This is a genomic window from Zongyangia sp. (assembly GCF_965361945.1).
On sequence record NZ_CBDTOK010000085.1, the window covers coordinates 1 to 19,638 of the forward strand.

Here is a 19,638-nt window from a genome sequence, read left to right on the forward strand (position 1 = left end):
AAGACAATTTCGGAATTTTCTATGAATTTGGATATATCTACAAAAGAACTGCTATAAATCTGTGGTTTTGTTCCCTGTGATAGAGTCGCCTCCACTAATTGCGCCAAAGCGTTCCCAGATAGGAGGCAGATCTTCCATAATATTACCCTCCGGCGCTTCATTTACCCCGGTGAAAACCAAGCTTTTTCAAATGTGACAGCTCTATTTATACAATAATTGAACCGTCAATCATCACCATTTTGGGCTTGGCATAGACAGAAAAGGGATCACCGGCAAAAACCACCAGATCGGCGTCCTTACCCACCTCAATCGAGCCCACCCGGTCATCGATTCCACAAATTTTCGCCGGGGAAATGGTAATGGCTTTAAGGGCCTCATGATAGTCCATCCCCTCCTTAACCGCAATACCGGCACACAGGGGGAGATACTGAATGGGGATCTCTGGATGATCGGTACAGAGGGCAACCGACACTCCGCAATTGGACAACATCCCGGGATTGGCCGGGGTCAACTCTCTGAGCTCTGGCTTGGATCGGTCACATAGGATGGGGCCGGCAACGACACAGGCCCCTTCCTCCAGCAGCACGTCAGCGATTTTATACCCTTCTGTGCCATGGATCAGAACATAATCCAGGTCAAATTCCTTGGCCAAACGGATAGCCGTAAACATATCGTCAGCCCGGTGGACATGGATATGTGCCTTCACCTCCCGCCTGAGTACAGGAATGAGCGCCTCACACTTCATATCGTATTCCGGTTCATCACAGTCTTCGTCATTTTGGGCCTTTTCCATATCTTCCATATAACGGCGGGCCTTGTATAACTGTTCCCGAATCAGAGCCGCCGTTGCCATACGTGTCACCGGCGCCTCCCCTTTGGCATGATAGACGCTTTTGGGATTTTCCCCCAGAGCGAATTTCATGGCAACTGGGTCTTTGATTATACAGCTTTCCATTCTCCGGCCCTGTGTCTTCATCGCCAACATCTGTCCAGAAATAGGATTGGCACTCCCTGGCCCTGTTACCACCGTTGTAATACCGGCTTGACGGGCTTCTTCAAAGCAGCGATCCATGGGATTGACAGCATCACAGGCCCGAAGGTGAGGCGTAATCGGATCTGTTTCCTCATTGCCGTCATCACCCTCAAATCCAAGGCCATCTTCCCACATGCCCAGATGGGTGTGGGCGTCAATAAAGCCTGGATATACAGTAAATCCATGCATGTCTAGGGCATCCCCCTGCGCATCGAGCTCCTCCATAGGGCCAACTTTCGCAATCTTTCCATCCTCTATCTGCAGGAATCCCCGCTCAATCACTCCATTAGTCACTGTGTTGATTTTTGCATTAATAATATACATCCTTGCCCTCATTTCTTCATAAAAAACTTTAAAAAATATAGTTTACAAATATTGGAAAATATGGTATTATATGAATGTAACATCCTATTTTCCAAACACTTCCCCTATTATTTTATTGTGACGCCATCCTCAGTGATGGCGTATTTTTTTGTGGATATGGTCAGAAAACAAAAAAACGAAGCGTCGCCACTTCGTTTCAGTAAAATTAGATTATCTGTTTTGTCCGCCGCCCCGGCGACCCGATGAGCCGCGTTTACCATCCATAAATTTTTTTAGGTCATACATTTTTTCGTCGCTGGTTTGTTTGAACTTATTCATCATATCTTCGAAGCTTTGGGGCTCACTTTTTCTGCTTCTGCTAAAATCACGAAAATCCGACCGCTGAAAATTATTCTTCCGCGGCTGCGCTGGCGAAGGATTATCCATGGCACGCTTGATCGACAAACTTACCTTCCCATCCTCACCTATGTTGAGGATTTTGACCTTGACCATCTGATTTTCTGAGATGTGGTCTTTAATTTCCTTGACATAAGTCGGCGCCACCTCAGAGATATGTACCATACCGGTCCTACCTCCCGGTAGTTCAATAAACGCGCCGAACTTTGTAATGCCGGTCACCTTGCCTTCCACGATGCTTCCAACTTCCAGCTGCATATAGTTGCTTTGTCCTCCTTAATAAATTCACAATGATTGCGTTACATTATACTTAAAATCCAAGAGAAAAGCAAGCTGCTTTTTCTCTTTCCAGATTTTGTGTCATCAACTGCCGGAAGCATCTACAAAGACTTTCTCATCAGGATAAGCATAATCCAGCTTATCCCTCGCCACCTTTTCTACGTAGCTCTCATCATCGCCCTGGGAGAGCAGCCGCTCTACCTCCAAGTTTTCCATCTCCTGAGCCTCACACTGTTGCTGGATGTTCTCCAGATAAGCCTTTTGTTCCCGGATTTCGATCTGCTGGGTCACAAGGGTGGCTATTGTATAGACACCGAAAGCGACTACTGCCAAACGTAGAAAAATATGTTTTTTAGCTTTTTCTTTTTTTACTGCCACCGTTTTTCCCACCCTTTCGGCGCATCCTATCTTTCCGATTTCTTTTTTTGTTACGTTTAAATAGATTATACAATAAAACCTGTCGTTGTTTCAAGCGGAATTTTACTTTTGTACCAAATTTTTTGAACGGAATCATCAATTTTGACAGGAATTTGCGGATCTTGCGGCCTAGCCAAACTAATAGAATCAATACAGGGCGGATAAGCACCCGATAGATAAAACGAAACACGGCTTTGACCGCACGAATAATCAACTTTGAGATCTTCATGACCAAGGAACCGATAGTAAAATAATAAATTACACCGCCAAGAAGTTCTCCCAGCACAATGAAAAAACGCAGCTGCCCGCCTATAGACTGCATCATATAAAAGAAGGTCACGAGCGCACATACAGCGAAAAATAAAGCGTCTTCCAAAAAAACAATGGCTGCTGGATTTTTGACGGCAATCCGGATAATCCGAAAGACATCATAAAAAGCGCCTAATCCAGCACCGATAAGGCACGCGATGAGAAACACCTGGGTTTGCTGAGCGATCATCACATTCACTTGCCTTACCATACCTTTCCGGATGTTCTATTCTTCCTGTGATGGAAGGGTTTACTTGAAAATTTTAGACAGGAATCCTCCGCCCTTTTGGGGTTGTTCATCCGCATAGGATAAGGAATAAATCTCCCCCTCCAATGTTAACTCTCCTGTATCTACATTCAGCTTGTTGATGTGGAGATTAAAGCCCTTTACCGTCAGCTCTCCTAAATCGGTAAACAGGATAACGCTTTGTTCATCAAAGCTGTCTATATCAGCAACTCCGGACACACTCAAAGCCCGTCTATCCTCTAAGATCAGATTATGGGGCAATTTTACTACTTTTTTCTCGTCTACCATTTTCTTGACCTCCATTACTGATTTTGCGGCAAAGCAAAAAACTCCTGTTGCCCATCAATGCATTTTATGATGGACAACAGGAGTTTATGACTGCAGGCTATTCCACCACTTCATAGTGGGTGGCGGCGTTTTCTTTGTTGGCGTATTCGCTCACCTTGAGTACCCGCACCTTCAGCGGACGGCTTCCCATGTTAATTTCCACAATGTCTCCCTCTTTTACATCATAGGAGGCTCGTGCGGCCTTACCGTTGACAACGATACGGCCAGCATCACAGGCCTCATTCGCAATGGTACGACGCTTAATCAGCCTCGTTACCTTGAGGTATTTATCTAGTCTCATCGCTTTTCCCCTTTCTACGTCTCATCATTTTCACTGAAGTAAGCAACAAAAAAACCGGTTAGAAAACCGGTTTTTTAACACATCGATGTTTTCTTATTTTGCGACTGCATCCTTCAGAGCCTTGCCGGCTTTAAAGGTCGGCAGTTTAGATGCGGGAATGGTGATCTCCTCTTTTGTTCTGGGATTTCTGCCCTTTCTCTCGCCGCGCTCCTTCACTTCAAATGTGCCAAAACCAACAATTTGGATTTTCTCGCCCTTGACCAGTGCTTCCGTAATGGAATCGATAACAGCACCAACGACTTTATCGCTCTCTTTTTTAGAGATATCTGCTTTTTCTGCAACCAGATTTATCAGTTCTGCCTTTGTCATGTGAATTTCCTCCGTATTTCAAGTTTAATTTCCTAAAACGGCCGCCCTTGATTTCGGTCAACCGTTTGACAACTTTGCTTTTGCCTCTTTCCAAAGGCCATCAAGACTCTCTAGATCTGCTTTTTTCATATCCACCCCGTTCTGGTCTGCCAAAGTTTCGACTACGGCAAACCGACGGATGAACTTTTCTGTCGCCTCCCCTAGGCATTCCTCTGCGTCAACATCCAAAAATCTGGATACATTGACAGCCGCGAAAAAAACATCGCCCATTTCTTCCCTACAGTGCAATGTCTCACCCAGGGCAATCGCTTGCTCCAATTCTGCAATTTCGCTTTTTAGCTCGGAAAGCGCTCCGGCAACATCATCGTAATCAAAGCCCGCCCGGGCCGCCCGCTGCTGCACCTTGGCACTGCGCATCAGGGCCGGAAGTACTTTGGGAACATTCTGCAAGGTTTCTGTGGCTGTTTTCTGGCCTTTGGTCGCCTGTTTAATTTTATCCCAGTTGACGAGCACTTGGTCGCTGTCTTTCACCTTGATATCACCAAAGATGTGCGGATGCCGGATAATGAGTTTCTGACAGATATCGTTAGCCACATCATCAAAGTTGAAACGGCCTTCTTCCTCCTCCATACGGGCGTGAAACACCACCTGGAGCAGTACGTCACCTAATTCCTCACGAAGCAGCTTTGGATCCTCGTTATCAATGGCCTCCAGAACCTCGTAGGTCTCCTCTAAAAAGTTTTTCCGGATAGAGTGATGGTCCTGCTCTCGGTCCCAGGGGCAACCATTCTCCCCACGGAGGATCTCCATGATAGCAAGGAGGTCATCCATGTTATATCTGTCTTTGCGCTTAAATTCCCGTGGCATAACTTCACCTTTATTCTTATCGCATCCCGCCTGAAAAATCCACGAATTGCTGGATTTTTCATGAGCAAGTTATATCTTACCTTATCAGACCTCGTTTTTCAAGTAGTTTTGCGATTTTTTCTCCTTTCGGAAGCATAATCACGTCATCTTTGGTAATGGCATGGATCAAAAACAAAGAGACAAGATAAACCACACATGCCAGTGCGATTGCTCCGATGACAGAGAGGGTATTTCCCAGTCTCACGTGGAGCAGTCCAAAGCTGGCCCATCCTGTGGCAGCGCATATTCCTCCTGCAATCAAGGGCTTGATAAAGACACCGACCAAATTGGGGACTACATCTGTAATTCTACATAAGCAGATAATACCGGCGACAACAATAATCAAATAACAGATAATGGTGCCAATCGGCGCTCCGTTGATGTTAACCGATGGAACCGCCACCAGAAAAAAGTTGATCCCCAGCTTGACAATTCCTCCTGCCACCATCAGCTTCACCGGCAGATCCGGCCGTCCCACCGCCTGGAGCATGCTGTTGATTGGCGTAGCTACCGCCACGAAAATGGCCGCAATTCCCAGCATCTGCAACAAAGGCGTAGCAATGACAGCCTCTGCCGCCCTGGCAGAAAAGAGCATCTGCAGGATCGGCCCTGCCAGGGCAAAGAGTCCCAGTCCCGCCGGAATCGCCACCAAACAGGTCATGCGAATGACAGCCTCCACATTTCGGCGCAATTCCTTTTCACTTCTGGTAGCCCAAGCTGTGGCCACCGCAGGCAGAGCACTGACGCCAAGGGTCGTGGTGAGGGAGGGCACCAGATTAAAGATGGTAATGGCTAGCGCCTGGTAAGAGCCGAAAAGATAATTGGGAATTTGGCCAAGGCTCATCCCCTCAGGAATCAGTCCCTGGTACATAGATAAAACTGCGGCACTGTCCTGCCCAATGGCAGTATCCAGCCGGTTCATCACCGATACCAGGTCAATCATTGAGGTCAGATTGACTGCGACCGCTCCCAAGCAGACCGGAATGGCCAGCCGGATGAGCCGGCGGCGCAGCTGCTTTGCCGGGCGAGGCTCCGGCGATGCTTCTACCTCTGCTTCTGTAATACCGTCACCCCTGCATTTATGGCGGATCCAAAGATAAGCGACGCCGCCTAAGGTGCTCAGAGTGACGCCGAAAATAGCGCCGGCCGCTGCATAGGGCAAACTAGCCGCTTGGGCTTGCTCCATGGTGGCAACCGCCTGGCCAAAGACAGGACCCCCACTTTCAAATTGTCTTGCACCCCACAGCAGCATAAGATAAGCGCCTAGCAATCCTCCGGCCAGCTTGATAATCGCCTCTACAATCTGAGACACTGCCGTGGGATACATATTTCGCAGTCCCTGATAATAGCCCCGGTAAGCCGAGGTCATACATCCGAAAAAGATTGCCGGGGAGATGGCAATCACCGACCAAAACGCTCCAGGGTTTCCCACTGCCCGGACAAAAAGCCCTGAACCGAATACAATAAGCGAAAGGCCCGCAATGCCCATGATAAAAAAAAGCGCCGTAGAAATCCGCATAATCCTTCGAATGTCTTTGAAACGGCGCAGGGCAGCATTTTCCGCCACCATCTTGGCTACTGCCACCGGCAGTCCTGCAATAGAGAGAGCATAGATGGGATTAAACAGCCCATAGGCTGTGGTAAAATAGCCCATTCCTTCCCCGCCTATAAGGTTGGTCAGGGGGATTTTAAATACTGCGCCAATGAGTTTGACAATAACGGTGGCAACCATTAAAATAATCGCACCGTGCAGGAAACTCTGCTTGGGTCTGTTCGGCATGTAAGCTACTTCCCCCTTGTCGATTTGCCCTAAATAGGCAATTTGTCCCCTCTCTTTATAAGTATTGTCCCGTAGCTTTAATTATACATTATAGAGGATCTCTTCATAGGTGGGAATCGGCCAGATCTTCTTGTCCACAATCACTTCCAAAGCATCCGCTATGGTTCTGATCTTATTCATGGACGGCAGGATCTGATCCCTACATTGGATAGCCCGCTGCTCCATCTCCTGCAGCGCGGCAATCCGCTCAGCAATCTGGCCCAACTCGATAACGGCACTATCCAGTTCATCCAACTTCCGGCTGATAAATTCCAGCCGCTGTTCCTGGGACTTGGCTGTATATTGGTGGGCCCGGACAGCGGTAATGCTCTGAGCAAGTTCGGTGGCATACCGCATAACCGCCGGATAGATCTCCCGATTGACCATCCGCACCATGGTGTTAGCCTCAATAAGTAGGTGCTTGCTGTAGCGCTCCAGCATTACCTCTTCCCGGGCGCGCAACTCGCTCTCCCGGCAGACATGGTACCTTGAGAATAAGTCAATCGCCCGTTGATGGGTAAGAATTTTCGCGGCACTCACCGTATCCGAGATACAGGGCAGCCCTCTCTTGGCAGCTTCTGCCGGCCATTCCGGCGCATAACTGTTGCCGTTATAGATGACTTTCCCGTGTTTCAGATAGATCTCCTTGATAATTTTGACGATTTCCCCGTCAAAATCCCGGCAGTTTTCCAAGCGTTCCGAGATCCAGTCCAAGGATTCCGCCACCATGGTGTTGAGGGTGGCGTTAACCCAGGATACCGACATAGAAGAGCCGAGCATCCGAAATTCAAATTTGGAGCCGGTAAAGGCAAAGGGAGAGGTTCGATTGCGATCGGTAGCGTCTACCTGCAATTGAGGCAGGGAGGGAATTCCAAAGTCCACGACAGCACCGCTCTGATACTCTTCCTCACCGGATTCCCCCGCCAAACGTTTTAAAACTGAAAGCATGGAATCGCCTAGGCAGATGGAAACAATGGAAGGAGGCGCTTCATAGCCTCCCAGCCGTTGGTCATTGCCAGCACTGGAAGCTGCTGTACGCAATAGCGGGGCATACAGATCGATAGCCCGAATCACCGCACATAAAAACATGAGGAATTTCGCATTGTCATAAGGATTATCCCCTGGCTCCAGTAGATTCTGACCGTTATCGGTCATGAGGGACCAATTGTTGTGCTTACCTGAACCGTTGACATAGGCGAAGGGCTTTTCATGGAGCAAGCAGACCAACCGATGGCGCAATGCCACCCGATGCAGTGTTTCCATCATCAGCTGGTTTTGATCGGCAGAAATATTGTCCACCGTAAAGATTGGGGCCAATTCGTGTTGACAGGGTGCGGCCTCGTTATGTTTGGTCTTGGCGGATACCCCCATACTCCAAAGCTCTTCATCGATTTCCTTCATAAAAAGGGAAACCCGCTCATTGAGGGAAGCGTAATAGTGATCGTCCAACTCCTGGCACTTGGGGGGACGGGCACCAAATAGGGTGCGGCCGCAAAGCTTTAGGTCCTCCCGTTTTTGATAGGTTTCCAGATCAATGAGGAAGTATTCCTGTTCAGCGCCCACCGCCGCCCTGACATGCCGGACCTGATGGTCTCCAAACAGGCGGAGCAGGCGCAGCGCCTCTTTTTCCAAAGCACGTGCCGCACGGAGGAGCGGAGTCTTTTCATCCAAAGAATCCCCATTATAGGAACAAAACGCAGTGGGAATACACAGGGTCACCCCCGATTTGTCCTCCTTGAGGAAGGCTGGCGAAGTTGGGTCCCACATGGTGTACCCTCTCGCTTCGAAAGTACAGCGCAGCCCGCCAGAAGGAAAAGAGGAAGCGTCTGATTCTCCCTTAATGAGCATCTTCCCTGAAAACTCCATGATGGCGCCGCCGCCAGAAGTAGTGGACATAAAAGACTCATATTTCTCCGCTGTGCAACCGTTTAGTGGCTGGAACCAGTGGGTATAGTGGGTAGCGCCCATGGCCACTGCCCAGTCCTTCATGGCGTTGGCCACCACCTCCGCCAGTTTTGCGTCCAACATTCTGCCTTCATCAATGACCTTTTTCAGCTCTCTATAGGTTTCTTCCGGCAGTCTTTCCTGCATCACCCGATCATCAAAGACATGGGTGCCAAAAATATCACACAGTTTACAATCTCGGATTGAATCTTCCATCTGATTGCCTCCCCTTATAATTTCTCTAAAATCTCCCCGGAGGAACGGGCACAGCCAGCTATGATTCCTTCATCTCCTAGGGTGAGATAGACTCCATCTCTATATAAAACCCGCCCGTCACACATGGTCAGCACCACATCAGAAGAGCGGGCTGCGTAGACAATGGCGTTTAGTTCGTCGAACACCGGCTGAATATGCGGCCGATGCAGATCGATCACCGCTAAATCTGCCTGAAATCCCTCTTTGATGAGTCCGCAATTTTCCCGTCCCTGGCTGAGAGCGCCTGCTCGGGTCGCCATATAAAGCACCTCTTCCGGCGGGAGGGCGCAGGGATCCCCAGTGCTGCCCTTGCAAAGCAGGGAGGCCAGCCGCAGTTCTGCAAGCATGTCTAGATTATTGTTGCTGGCAGCGCCGTCGGTACCGATGGCCACACAAATGCCGCTGCTGCGCAGGGCCGCCACATCGGCAATTCCGCTGCCCAGCTTCAGGTTGCTGGCCGGACAATGGGCAACACTGGCCCCATGCTCCGCCAAAAGGCGGCGGTCCTCCTCTTCCAGATGGACACAGTGGGCAAAATGGGTAGGTCCATTTAAAATACCACAATCGGCGAAATAGCGTGCTGGAGAACGTCCCCCATGCCGGGTTTTGCATTCTTCCTGTTCCTTTTTTGTCTCAGAAAGGTGGATATGGGTAATGCTCCCCCATTCCTGAGCGAGGGCTGCCATCTCCCGCACGGTATGTTCGTCTGTGGTATATTCCGCATGCAGGCAGGTATCCACCAGGATCCGGCCATTCTGAGCGCCATTCCACTTTTGGTGCATCTCCTTCAGGTGAACTACCATGGGGTTTTGCTCGAAAGACGCGCTTTGTCCCACCGACGTCACCCCTACCGCCAGATTGCACTTGATTCCTGTTTCTTCTACTGCACGGGCAATCTCATCCACCGAAAAATACATCTCGGAAAAGCTGGTGACGCCGCTGGCCAACATCTCTGCGATCCCCAACATAGCGCCGTAATAGAAGTGTTCTCCTTGAATCTTTGCCTCAAAGGGGAACACCTTCTCCTGAAGCCAACGGTCCAGGGGCAGTCCTTCCGCATAGCCTCGCAACAAGGTCATAGCCACATGACAGTGGGCATTGACAAGACCAGGGATCAGCACCTTGTCCCGACCCGCATAAACTTCTCCATAGTCTTCCTGGGGCATCTTATTGGAAATATAATCTATTTTATCTCCTTTAATGCCCACATAACAATGCCGACGCACCTTAAAGTTTTCATCAATGATGGTAATATCACGAAACAGCATTTTTCTCCTCCGCTTGTCTCACAGCTTTTCAAGGATGGCGGATAACAACTTCTGAAATACTCCGGCCCTTCGGGAGGTGATCTCTACCACCTCTTCATCGGTAATAGGCTGTGCCAGCATTCCCGCCGCCAGATTCGAGATGCAGGAAATTCCAAGAACCTTCATGCCGCAGTGGGCTGCTGCAATCACTTCTGGTACCGTAGACATGCCTACTGCGTCACAGCCTAAAGTCCGCAGAGCCCGAATTTCCGCAGGTGTTTCAAATTGAGGGCCTGACATAAACCCATAAACGCCCTCCCGCAACATGACACCGCATTCCCCCGCTGCTTTTCGCGCGATCTCCATAAGCGTTGGATCATAGGCGTGGGACATATCAAAAAAGCGCGGCCCTAATTCTTCAATGTTCTTTCCTCTGGCTGGAGATTCTGTAAAAAATTTCACATGATCGGTAATCAGCATAAAATCCCCCGGCTGGAAGCTTCCATTAATCCCTCCCGCTGCATTGGTGACAACCAGTTTGTCCACCCCTAAAAGATGCAATACTCTGGTGGGATAAGCTACCTGCTCCATGGAAAAGCCCTCGTAATAGTGATATCTTCCTGAGAGAAGGAGAACTTTCTTCCCACCTAATTCCACAAAATGCATCTGATAGGCATGGGACTGATTGGTGCCCTTTGGAAAATGCGGAATCTCTTCATAGGCAATGGTGACCGCTTGCGGAAAATGTTTGGCATATTCGCCCAATCCCGACCCTAAGATAACCGCTGCGTCCGGCTTCTCCCCAATTTTCTCTCCGATATACATTGCCGACGCCGCATAATCTGTATAATCAAACACTCTGTCTCTCCCCTTTCGAAAACCGTCCACCCATGTGTACAGAAAGAAAAATGCCCGGTAACGAAGCGATTCGTTACCGGGCCTCCTATTATGATTCTCGCTCTATGTCCGGCTCGACGGTTATTCTATTCTTCTGTATCAGAGCCTTCCTGGGCCTCTGGATCCTGTCCAGCCTCGTCATCCTCAACAGTTTCCTGAGTCTCCGACGCTTCAGAAGCATCCAGTTTGGAGCCACAGCGATTGCAGAATACGGAACCGGTAGGGTTAGCAAAGCCGCAGGACTTGCAGCGTACCAATTTTTTCAGCTCCATCAGCTTTTCAGTATCCGCCTCCAGCTGTGCAGCCAACTCCTTGATTTCCGCTACACAGACGTTGATGAGCTCATCATTTTCAACTCCGGAAATTTTACAGTCATATACAATTTTACCCAGTCTGCCATAGGCCTTCTCGATTTCTCCCTTGGTTTGGGAGCATTTGAGCTTCAGCTTGGAAATGGCCACGACCTCTTCCGTCTTTTTGCCCGCTTTATCGCAGGCATCCTTTGCCGCAGAGAAAAAACTATCAAACATATCCATTATAATTCCTCCTTAAACGTTGGAAATTCACATCTTATCTTGCTCTCATTATAATACTTTCCTCCCTAAATAGGAGGATTTCTCATGAGAATTTATAAAAAATTAATATGTCTTTCAAACATTTTGTATTCAGCCGATAAACTCTCTCAGCAAAGAATCCGCTGGCACCCACTGAGAGCTGATGGGGGAAAAAGTAGAAATTGCGTTTTTAATCAGCTCCACCTTCTCCTTATGGCTTTCATAACCCTCAAGAAGGGGGAGCAGTTCTTCCCGGAAAAGGCTGGGCTCATACATGATAGCCGTATCAATGGTCAAATCCGCAGTCTTTTCAAAGGGCTCGATATAAAGTTGAGAGGCATGACAGATGTCTTTCCAGTTTTCTAATGTTTTTTCCGGAGGCGTGTTCCGGAAATGATAGTCCCGCACCATCCGGCGGATCAGCCTTGTATTTTCTTGACCGATCAGCACATATTGGCCGGTCACAAACCGGCTTTTCACTGACACATAAATGCGAAAAAGCTTTTCCTGGTCCATAGGCGGAAGAAGTACAGGATTGAGGGCGTGCAGCCCTTCCACAATCACCACGTCATTGCCGGTGATCCTCACCCGCTTCTCCTTGGCGGAGCGCTCCCCAGTTTCAAAGTCAAAGATAGGAAACCAGGCCTGTCCCTCCTGGATCAGATGATAAAAGCACTCATGCATACAGTGGATATCCAAAGAAAATATACTCTCATAATCGCTGCGTCCGTCGGCAAATTTGGTCGGCGCCTTGGTTCCGATGAAAAAGTCATCCAGGGAAATTACCACAGCGCCGATGCCGATTTTCTCCAGCTGATGTTGCAGTTTTCTGGCCGTTGTCGTTTTTCCCGAAGCTGTAGGGCCCGCGATCATGACAAAACTTACCTTGTCAATTCGTTTTTGTATTTCCAGTGCTGCCCCAAGCAGATGGTCTCCGTATGTTTTCTCTCCCAGCGCCACCAGGCCTTGCGGATCATTTTCCGCCATGCGATTGATGTCTGTGACGTCATAATGGGGCTTTGAAAGATCAAGGATTTTCAAAAAAGCTCACCACCTTCTCCTTTCTGCGCATCATCTCATCAAATCTACGAATGTATTCATAAGGATACTTGAAATTATAAATCCGCTGAATTTCTCCTGTCTCTGGATTTACCAGTTTTGTCACCGCTCCCGCGCCCAAAGCGAGAATGGTGTGGACTTCTTCCATGATCAGAATATTGTAGGCACTTTCATACCCCGGTTTGGCGTAGCCCACATTCTCTAAATTCGCAATGGTGTTCTTCTGACGATAGAGATAATAAGGACGCCATCCCTCCTCCATCAGCTGCTTCTGGGCATAGTCCACCATCTGGGAAACCTCATCCTGGCTGGCTTTATAAAGGGAAACGTATTCCCCTCCAATATCCGAAGAGCGTTTTACAGTCAGTGTATGCACCGTCACATTTTCTGGGGAAAGCTGCTTCACCCTATCCAGGGTGTCACAAAATCCCGGCAGATCATCCCCCGGCAATCCGGCAATCAAATCCATATTGATATCCTGAAAGCCCATTTCTCTCGCCAGGTGGAATGCCTCCACGGCCTGAGCGGCGGTGTGGTTTCTGCCAATGCCCTGAAGCACCCTGTCCTGGAGGGTCTGAGGGTTGATGCTGATGCGGGTGACGCCTGCATCTTTGAGCACCTGCAGCTTTTCTCTGTCGATGGTATCAGGACGGCCGGCTTCCACCGTGTATTCCAGGGCGTCTTGCACCGGAAAGCTTTCCGCCACTGTATCCAGAATACCCTTTAGCTCCTGGGCGCTAACCGAGGTCGGTGTCCCCCCTCCGAAATAGATGGAGGTAAGCTGAAGACCCAATTCCTTCGCTTGGCGTCCCGCTGCCCGGATTTCTTCTTTCATCAGCCGCAGATAATCAGGCACCAGCTTTTTTGTCTTTTCAATGTTGTGGGAGACAAAGGAGCAGTAATGGCAGCGGCTGGGGCAAAAGGGCATGGAAAGGTAAAGACTGTAGGATTTTTTTCGATTATGGCTTAAAATCGTCCGCTGGTTTTCCGCAATAATGGAGGCCAACGCCGCCTTTTGTGGGGAGACAAGATAATGGGACTGAAAGTACTCTTTTGCCTTATCTTCCCCCATTCCCTGTTCCAGCAGGGAGCGGAAAAGCTTTACTGGACGGACACCGGTCAGCACTCCCCATTGCGGAAAAACCCCAGTCAGCTGCGACAGAACGCGGTAGATCAGCACCCCAAATGTAAATTCACAGCTTTGGGTAAAATTGGGTACTCCTTTACAGACTGTGTCCTGCCCCTCTTCTTCACGGCCGCGGTATCTGGCTTTGACAGACAGCAGAGCCCTGTCTTCCTTCTCCCGCAGCGTTGTCAAAATATATTCTTCATAGTCTCCCAAATATTCCGGGGAGTCCTTCCACACCGAGGTAACCGTCTCTCCGGTAAAAAAGAACCGGCAGAGGCTTTCTAATTCATAGCGGAAGGAGTGCCCATCAAAGATCAGCGTCATACGCCTGCACCCATATAAATGTTGTGCAGACGTTCTTCCTCCAAAGTGCTGTCCGGTCCATGGCCAGGAAGAACCTGATAATCGCCCTCTAGGTCGGCCAGACGGCGAAGGGATGCCTTAATCTGTTCATAGCTTCCGCCATAAAGGTCTGTTCTTCCACAGTCCCCTTGAAAGAGGGTATCTCCTGTGAACAGCACATTTTCACACCGGTAGGTCACTGAACCCTTAGAATGCCCCGGGGTAGCGATGACCTCAAAACGCATCTTACCCGCCTCTATGACATCCCCGTCAGAAAGAAGCCAGTCGATGGAAATATCCTCCGGTTTCCACCGCTGCCGCATGGCAAGGCTTAGCTGCGGATCGGTAAGCATTTCTGCATCTTCACCGGAAACACACAGCTTCGCTCCAAATTCGTTCTTGATCTCCATCACAGCCCCTGTATGGTCAAAATGTCCATGGGTCAATAGAATATAGCGGACATCCAAGCCGCGGTTTCGGATGGCTTCTACCAATTTTTGTCCCTCGTCGCCGGGGTCTATAACTACAGCCACCTTGTCCTCATCATAAGCAATATAACAATTTTCCTGTAAATATCCCACTGGGATTACGAGAATTTCCATCATATCTCTCCTTTCCCGGGTTACATCAGTTCATCCGTATCTAAAAAAATGGTCACAGGACCATCATTGACAATGGTAAGCTCCATATCTGCGCCAAAACTGCCTGTCTCCACCTTGGAAACGCCAGTATTTTTCATTCTTTCCACAAAATAGTCGTAAAGCTGTTCTGCATGGGCCGGATTTCCCGCCTTAACATAGGAGGGACGCCGTCCTTTTTTGCAGTCGGCATATAAAGTAAAGTTGGAAACAATGATTACCTCTCCATCAACGTCCAATGCGCTACGGTTCATCTTGCCCTCATCATCAGCAAAGATCCGCAGATTGGCCACCTTTTCACAGAGATAGTCGGCCTGAGCTTTTTCATCAGCGTCACAGACTCCTAACAGAATCATGAGACCCTGTCCAATTTTCGCCACCTGTTTTCCATCTATTTTTACTCCAGCACTGCTGACTCGCTGTAATATTACCCGCATTGCGTCTCTCCTTTACTGATACGTCCTTTCAATGGATATGACCCCTGAAATCCGTTTCAGGGTGGCGATAATGCTGTTAAGCTGTTCCACACTTTTGGTGCCAATGGTCACCTGAATCATGGTATGGCCATCCTTTAACTCCCTAGCGTTGAGGGAATGCAGGGGCACCTTTAGGTTGGTCAGCCCCAAGCTGACATCAACCAGCAGGCCATCCCTGTCATTGGCATAAATCTCGATGGTTGACTTAAAGGTGCCGTTATCCGGCAGCCCTGCCCAGGTTGTCCGCACCCAGCGATCCTTCTGATTTTCGTCCTTCATCGCCGACTGCACATTAATGCAGTCCTTTTTATGGATGGAAACTCCATAGCCCCGGGTGACAAATCCGATGATATCGTCGCCCGGCAGAGGATTACAGCATTTGGCAAACTTGACAAGGCAGCTGTCTAGTCCTTCCACAATAACACCGCTCTGGGGCCGATGCTCTTTTTTGGGCTTGGCAGTCTGTTCCGCCTTCTGCTCCGGCACCCGGTACTTTTTCTGGAAATCATCCTTAATCCTGGGCATAATCCGGGACAGGGAAATGCCGCCGTAGCCAATGGCCGCACAAAAATCATCAACGGAATTTAAATGCTGCCGTCTGGCGATCTCCAGCAAAAATTCTTTCATCTCGACTTCCGGCAGGGAAATCAGGTTGCGTTTAAACTCCCGTTCCAGCTCCGCGCGGCCTTCCTGGATGTTCTCATCCCGTTTTTCCCGCTTAAACCACTGGCGGATCTTGTTGCGGGCTTCACTGGTTTTCACCATCTTCAGCCAATCCCGGTTGGGTCCATGGCCCTGGGCATTGGAGGTGACAATTTCCACAATCATGCCGGTACGCACCTGGAAATCCAGGGATACCTGACGTCCATCCACCTTGGCGCCGATCATCCGGTTGCCCACGGCACTGTGGATGGCATAGGCAAAGTCGATAACGGTAGACCCTGCAGGAAGGCTGATAACGTCCCCTTTGGGCGTAAAGACAAAAACTTCTTCCGGAGCCAGGTCGTTTTTGATGGAGCGGACAATGTCCTCCACATCGTCTGACTCTTTCTGTACCTCCAGAAGCTGACGCACCCAGGCCAGACGCTCATCCAGCTTGTCCGAACCGCTGACACCTGCTTTATACTTCCAGTGGGCGGCAATGCCGAATTCCGCCGTATGATGCATGTCCCAGGTGCGGATCTGCACCTCGAAAGGAATGGCCTCTTTGCCTACCACAGTGGTATGCAGGGACTGGTACATGTTGGGTTTTGGCGTGGAAATATAGTCCTTGAACCGATTGGGGATCGGGCGGAACATATCGTGGATAATTCCGAGCACGTTATAACATTCAATGACGGTGTCCACTATAATACGGATGGCGTAAACATCAAAAATCTCTTCGAAAGAGCGCCCCTGCATATAGACCTTACGGTAGATACCGTAGATACTCTTAACTCTTCCCTCTACATAGGGGTTTTTGAAATCCTTCGAAAGGCGCTCAATGATCCGCTCTTTGATCGCCTCAAGAAACTGCTGACGGTCATCATTGCGCATCCGCAGGGCTTTTTCTATGGAATCATAGCCGATTGGATCCAAATATTTTAAGGAAATATCCTCCAATTCCTCTTTAAAGGCGCGGATTCCCAAACGGTGGGCCAGCGGCGCATATACCTCCATGGTTTCCAAGGCCTTATCCCGCCTCTTTTGCGGCGGCAGAGCGTCGATCGTCCGCATATTGTGAAGGCGGTCCGCCAGCTTGATGATGATGACCCGGACATCCTGTGCCACTGCCAGCAGCATTTTGCGGACATTTTCCGCCTGCTGTTGTTCCCGGGAGGAAAAAGGAATCCGTCCCAGTTTTGTTACACCATCCACTAACAGCGCAACCTCTGAACCAAACTGTTTCTCAATGGTGGAAAGTTCCACTTCGGTGTCCTCTACTACGTCGTGGAGCAACGCCGCGCAAAGGGTATCTGTATCCATCCCCAGATCCACCAGAAGCACTGCCACAGCAATGGGATGAGAAATATAGGGCTCGCCGGACTTTCTGCATTGTCCCTGGTGAGCGTCCACCGCTGTCTGATATGCCACTTTTATTTTTTCTAGGTCATAGGGCTTGGTGCTCTCCTGCAATTTATGCTCCAAATCCTCAAAAGTATAAATCTTATTTTTCATTCCCATCACCACCTTGTGTTGTTATAGAGAGAGCCGCGAGAATCTTGCTTTTTCCCAAGTCAACTTTTTGGGGATTTTTTACAGCACCGGTAAGGATTTTCCCATTTTTCTTCACCTGGGCCGCCAATCCCATTTCACACAGGACGTCCAGCGCGATCCTCATTCTCCCATAATCCATTTTATCGCCTACCGCCCGGACAAACAAGAGGTCTTCCCCAAAACTGACGAATCTTTTCTCCCGCAGGTAGCGGTATAATAGGGCAATATCCTCTCTAGAGGGCAACAAACGCTCTTTTTCTTCCTGCTGGAGTTTGCGTCCCAAACGGTAATCATCATAGAGGGTCTTGGTCGCAAAGAGCCGCTCTTCGCAGATTCCAGACGGGCGAATATCTTTGATCTTGATGGAAAGCTGCTGCATACCATTATAGATGCTGATGTCACAGCTTACCGCTATATCCACCCTATCTCCCGGTGCGTATTCCAACCGGTCAGGGCTCATACCAAAATAAAGGCCGTAGAAAGCGTCATCGTCCTTGATGAAGCGGATTTTACAGTGTTTTCCCCCTGAAAGCGGGTACACCTTGTCCACTATAGCTCCCATCACAGCAAATACCGGAGAGGCATTCCCCGCCCCATAGGGCTCCAATGCGTCCAGCGCTTTGATTTTTTCTATGGTCATCTCCGAGATTTCCAGCACATGGTCAATGGACAGGGTGAGGGTGGGCATCTGCGGGAAATTCTCATCACAATATTGATAGAAATCCCTCAGGAAGAGGGGAATATCATCTGTATAGAGGGAAAAGCCAGCCGCGAGAGAATGGCCGCCAAACCGGGTCAGATGCGTACAGCTCTTTTGCAGTGCCTCAGCAAGGGAGAACCCCTCCACAGACCGGCCGGAGCCTCTGGCTTCGTCCCCTTCCACACTGATGAGGAAGCAGGGCTTCCCATAACGCTCCACCACCTTGGCGGCCACGATGCCAATAATCCCATGGTGCCATTGGTCGGATTGAAGGACAATGACTTTTTGATAACGCTTTTGAGGATCGCTTTCCAGCTGCTGCTGTACCTGGGCTGCTATTTCATTGCCCAGGGCCTGTCTGTGCTGGTTAAGCTCGTTCATTTCCCGGGCAAGCTCAGCCGCTCGCTCCTCCTCTTCACAGAGCAAAAGTTCCAGCGCTTTGGACGTCTTGCCCAACCTGCCGGCGGCATTGATCCTCGGCACAATACCGAAAGCAACCGTCTCGCTGCTCACCGGCTTTCCATCCAGGCCTGCCGCGGACAGCAGGGCGTTTACCCCTATATTTTCCGTCGTTTTTAGTATGTTTAAACCTTCCTTGACGAGAAGGCGGTTTTCTCCATCCAAATTGACTACGTCGCCAATGGTCCCAATGGCCACAATATCCCCATAATGTTCAATCATGCCCCAGCCGTCATCGCCATCCAGCGCGCACAGCAGCTTGAACGCCACTCCCACGCCGGCAAGATTTTTATAAGGGCTTTCACAGTCCACCCGGTGAGGATCGACCACCGCAACTGCTTTGGGCAGAGCCTCCAAGGGTTGGTGGTGGTCGGTGATGACCACATCAACGCCTAATTCTGCCGCATATTTTACCTCATCCAGCGCCGAGATACCGTTATCTACGGTGATGATTAACGTTGTCCCCTGTTCGCTGATGCGGTCAATCGCACCCTTATTTAGTCCATATCCTTCTCCGTCTCGGTCAGGTATGTAGAAAAACACATCAGCACCAATATTTTCAAGATAGGTATAGACCAGGTAGGTGGCGGTCATTCCATCACAGTCATAGTCGCCATAAACGGCAATTTTTTCACCATTTTCCACAGCCAGTTGGATCCTTGCTACGGCTTTGTCCATATCCTTCATCAGAAACGGATCAAAAAAAGTTGGACTTCCCTCTAAAAAACGCTGAATTTGCTCTTCATTCTCATAGCCCCGTCCCAAAAGCACATCGCAAACCAGCGGGTCAACCTTTAGCGTCTTTGCTATCTGCTCGGCCAAAGACAGGTCGGATTGAGCAATCTTCCATCGTTTTAATTCCAATACATTTCCCTCCACCGGGCGTTTCTATACCGCCCTCAGCGCTTTCGCTTCTCTATAACCCAGTTTCCTGTAACCATAAGCCTTTTATTCTAAAAATAGACAAATTTACAGAATTTTATTTTATCACATCATCTGCGAAACTTCAATAAAT

General features: G+C 49.4%; 19 protein-coding genes. All 19 read right to left on the reverse strand.

The genetic code is table 11. The features are described from left to right. Positions 1 to 205: 205 nt before the first annotated feature. The 19 genes from ACZ25G_RS05335 to recJ all read right to left on the reverse strand — a co-directional run bounded on the left by ACZ25G_RS05335 (position 206) and on the right by recJ (position 19,487). Positions 206 to 1,357 carry an amidohydrolase gene (locus ACZ25G_RS05335; RefSeq protein WP_463681791.1) on the reverse strand — a complete coding sequence of 384 codons (1,152 nt, stop codon included), beginning with the start codon at positions 1,355 to 1,357 and terminating at the stop codon, positions 206 to 208. A gap of 210 nt (positions 1,358 to 1,567) precedes the next feature. Then, positions 1,568 to 2,011, reverse strand: coding sequence for a S1 RNA-binding domain-containing protein (locus tag ACZ25G_RS05340; protein WP_191509989.1), 444 nt, complete (start codon positions 2,009 to 2,011; stop codon positions 1,568 to 1,570). 105 nt (positions 2,012 to 2,116) lie between these two features. Further along, positions 2,117 to 2,365, reverse strand: a complete 249-nt coding sequence (locus tag ACZ25G_RS05345; protein WP_463681792.1) for an FtsB family cell division protein — start codon at positions 2,363 to 2,365, stop codon at positions 2,117 to 2,119. Between the two features lie 19 nt (positions 2,366 to 2,384). Next, the gene (gene yabQ, locus ACZ25G_RS05350; protein ID WP_463681813.1) at positions 2,385 to 2,948 is read right to left on the reverse strand and encodes a spore cortex biosynthesis protein YabQ; all 564 of its coding nucleotides are present in this window, start codon (positions 2,946 to 2,948) and stop codon (positions 2,385 to 2,387) included. A 60-nt stretch (positions 2,949 to 3,008) separates the two neighbouring features. Then, on the reverse strand, positions 3,009 to 3,308 hold the full coding sequence (gene yabP / locus ACZ25G_RS05355; RefSeq protein ID WP_224771620.1) for a sporulation protein YabP: 300 nt from the start codon (positions 3,306 to 3,308) through the stop codon (positions 3,009 to 3,011). Between the two features lie 82 nt (positions 3,309 to 3,390). Continuing rightward, positions 3,391 to 3,633, reverse strand: coding sequence for a S4 domain-containing protein (locus tag ACZ25G_RS05360; RefSeq protein ID WP_191482865.1), 243 nt, complete (start codon positions 3,631 to 3,633; stop codon positions 3,391 to 3,393). A gap of 93 nt (positions 3,634 to 3,726) precedes the next feature. Next, a complete protein-coding gene (locus ACZ25G_RS05365; protein ID WP_191482866.1) occupies positions 3,727 to 4,002 on the reverse strand; it encodes an HU family DNA-binding protein in 276 nt (91 codons plus the stop codon). A 57-nt stretch (positions 4,003 to 4,059) separates the two neighbouring features. Next, positions 4,060 to 4,833, reverse strand: a complete 774-nt coding sequence (mazG, locus tag ACZ25G_RS05370; protein ID WP_224771621.1) for a nucleoside triphosphate pyrophosphohydrolase — start codon at positions 4,831 to 4,833, stop codon at positions 4,060 to 4,062. A gap of 112 nt (positions 4,834 to 4,945) precedes the next feature. Next, on the reverse strand, positions 4,946 to 6,688 hold the full coding sequence (locus ACZ25G_RS05375) for a putative polysaccharide biosynthesis protein (RefSeq protein WP_463681793.1): 1,743 nt from the start codon (positions 6,686 to 6,688) through the stop codon (positions 4,946 to 4,948). Between the two features lie 81 nt (positions 6,689 to 6,769). After that, on the reverse strand, positions 6,770 to 8,887 hold the full coding sequence (locus ACZ25G_RS05380) for a glutamine synthetase III domain-containing protein (protein ID WP_191509984.1): 2,118 nt from the start codon (positions 8,885 to 8,887) through the stop codon (positions 6,770 to 6,772). Positions 8,888 to 8,901: 14 nt separating this feature from the next. After that, the gene (locus ACZ25G_RS05385) at positions 8,902 to 10,194 is read right to left on the reverse strand and encodes an amidohydrolase (RefSeq protein ID WP_191509983.1); all 1,293 of its coding nucleotides are present in this window, start codon (positions 10,192 to 10,194) and stop codon (positions 8,902 to 8,904) included. A gap of 18 nt (positions 10,195 to 10,212) precedes the next feature. Next, entirely contained in the window at positions 10,213 to 11,031 is an 819-nt protein-coding gene (locus ACZ25G_RS05390; RefSeq protein ID WP_224771622.1) for a purine-nucleoside phosphorylase, read from the reverse strand. A 125-nt stretch (positions 11,032 to 11,156) separates the two neighbouring features. Beyond that, positions 11,157 to 11,606 (reverse strand): hypothetical protein, encoded by a 450-nt coding sequence (locus ACZ25G_RS05395; RefSeq protein ID WP_463681794.1) that lies wholly within the window; start codon positions 11,604 to 11,606, stop codon positions 11,157 to 11,159. Between the two features lie 129 nt (positions 11,607 to 11,735). Then, positions 11,736 to 12,665, reverse strand: coding sequence for a uridine kinase family protein (locus ACZ25G_RS05400; RefSeq protein ID WP_463681795.1), 930 nt, complete (start codon positions 12,663 to 12,665; stop codon positions 11,736 to 11,738). Further along, the gene (gene hemZ, locus ACZ25G_RS05405) at positions 12,652 to 14,136 is read right to left on the reverse strand and encodes a coproporphyrinogen dehydrogenase HemZ (protein WP_463681796.1); all 1,485 of its coding nucleotides are present in this window, start codon (positions 14,134 to 14,136) and stop codon (positions 12,652 to 12,654) included. The genes ACZ25G_RS05400 and hemZ overlap by 14 nt, the downstream gene beginning before the upstream one ends. Then, positions 14,133 to 14,756: an MBL fold metallo-hydrolase gene (locus ACZ25G_RS05410; protein ID WP_342681141.1), complete on the reverse strand. Its 624-nt coding sequence runs from the start codon at positions 14,754 to 14,756 to the stop codon at positions 14,133 to 14,135. The genes hemZ and ACZ25G_RS05410 overlap by 4 nt, the downstream gene beginning before the upstream one ends. Before the next feature lie 20 nt (positions 14,757 to 14,776). Next, positions 14,777 to 15,229, reverse strand: a complete 453-nt coding sequence (gene dtd, locus ACZ25G_RS05415; protein WP_342681142.1) for a D-aminoacyl-tRNA deacylase — start codon at positions 15,227 to 15,229, stop codon at positions 14,777 to 14,779. 12 nt (positions 15,230 to 15,241) lie between these two features. Continuing rightward, positions 15,242 to 17,425 carry a RelA/SpoT family protein gene (locus ACZ25G_RS05420; protein ID WP_463681797.1) on the reverse strand — a complete coding sequence of 728 codons (2,184 nt, stop codon included), beginning with the start codon at positions 17,423 to 17,425 and terminating at the stop codon, positions 15,242 to 15,244. Continuing rightward, the gene (recJ, locus tag ACZ25G_RS05425) at positions 17,415 to 19,487 is read right to left on the reverse strand and encodes a single-stranded-DNA-specific exonuclease RecJ (protein ID WP_463681798.1); all 2,073 of its coding nucleotides are present in this window, start codon (positions 19,485 to 19,487) and stop codon (positions 17,415 to 17,417) included. The genes ACZ25G_RS05420 and recJ overlap by 11 nt, the downstream gene beginning before the upstream one ends. Between the last annotated feature and the right edge of the window lie 151 nt (positions 19,488 to 19,638).

Bases quoted from the DNA above. Each gene is read 5' to 3' on its own strand.
- ACZ25G_RS05335 (WP_463681791.1), bottom strand. From the start codon at position 1,357: ATGTATATTATTAATGCAAAAATCAACACAGTGACTAATGGAGTGATT.
- ACZ25G_RS05340 (WP_191509989.1), bottom strand. From the start codon at position 2,011: ATGCAGCTGGAAGTTGGAAGCATCGTGGAAGGCAAGGTGACCGGCATT.
- yabQ (WP_463681813.1), bottom strand. From the start codon at position 2,948: ATGATCGCTCAGCAAACCCAGGTGTTTCTCATCGCGTGCCTTATCGGT.
- yabP (WP_224771620.1), bottom strand. From the start codon at position 3,308: ATGGAGGTCAAGAAAATGGTAGACGAGAAAAAAGTAGTAAAATTGCCC.
- ACZ25G_RS05360 (WP_191482865.1), bottom strand. From the start codon at position 3,633: ATGAGACTAGATAAATACCTCAAGGTAACGAGGCTGATTAAGCGTCGT.
- ACZ25G_RS05365 (WP_191482866.1), bottom strand. From the start codon at position 4,002: ATGACAAAGGCAGAACTGATAAATCTGGTTGCAGAAAAAGCAGATATC.
- mazG (WP_224771621.1), bottom strand. From the start codon at position 4,833: ATGGATGACCTCCTTGCTATCATGGAGATCCTCCGTGGGGAGAATGGT.
- ACZ25G_RS05375 (WP_463681793.1), bottom strand. From the start codon at position 6,688: ATGCCGAACAGACCCAAGCAGAGTTTCCTGCACGGTGCGATTATTTTA.
- ACZ25G_RS05380 (WP_191509984.1), bottom strand. From the start codon at position 8,887: ATGGAAGATTCAATCCGAGATTGTAAACTGTGTGATATTTTTGGCACC.
- ACZ25G_RS05385 (WP_191509983.1), bottom strand. From the start codon at position 10,194: ATGCTGTTTCGTGATATTACCATCATTGATGAAAACTTTAAGGTGCGT.
- ACZ25G_RS05395 (WP_463681794.1), bottom strand. From the start codon at position 11,606: ATGGATATGTTTGATAGTTTTTTCTCTGCGGCAAAGGATGCCTGCGAT.
- hemZ (WP_463681796.1), bottom strand. From the start codon at position 14,136: ATGACGCTGATCTTTGATGGGCACTCCTTCCGCTATGAATTAGAAAGC.
- ACZ25G_RS05410 (WP_342681141.1), bottom strand. From the start codon at position 14,756: ATGGAAATTCTCGTAATCCCAGTGGGATATTTACAGGAAAATTGTTAT.
- dtd (WP_342681142.1), bottom strand. From the start codon at position 15,229: ATGCGGGTAATATTACAGCGAGTCAGCAGTGCTGGAGTAAAAATAGAT.
- ACZ25G_RS05420 (WP_463681797.1), bottom strand. From the start codon at position 17,425: ATGAAAAATAAGATTTATACTTTTGAGGATTTGGAGCATAAATTGCAG.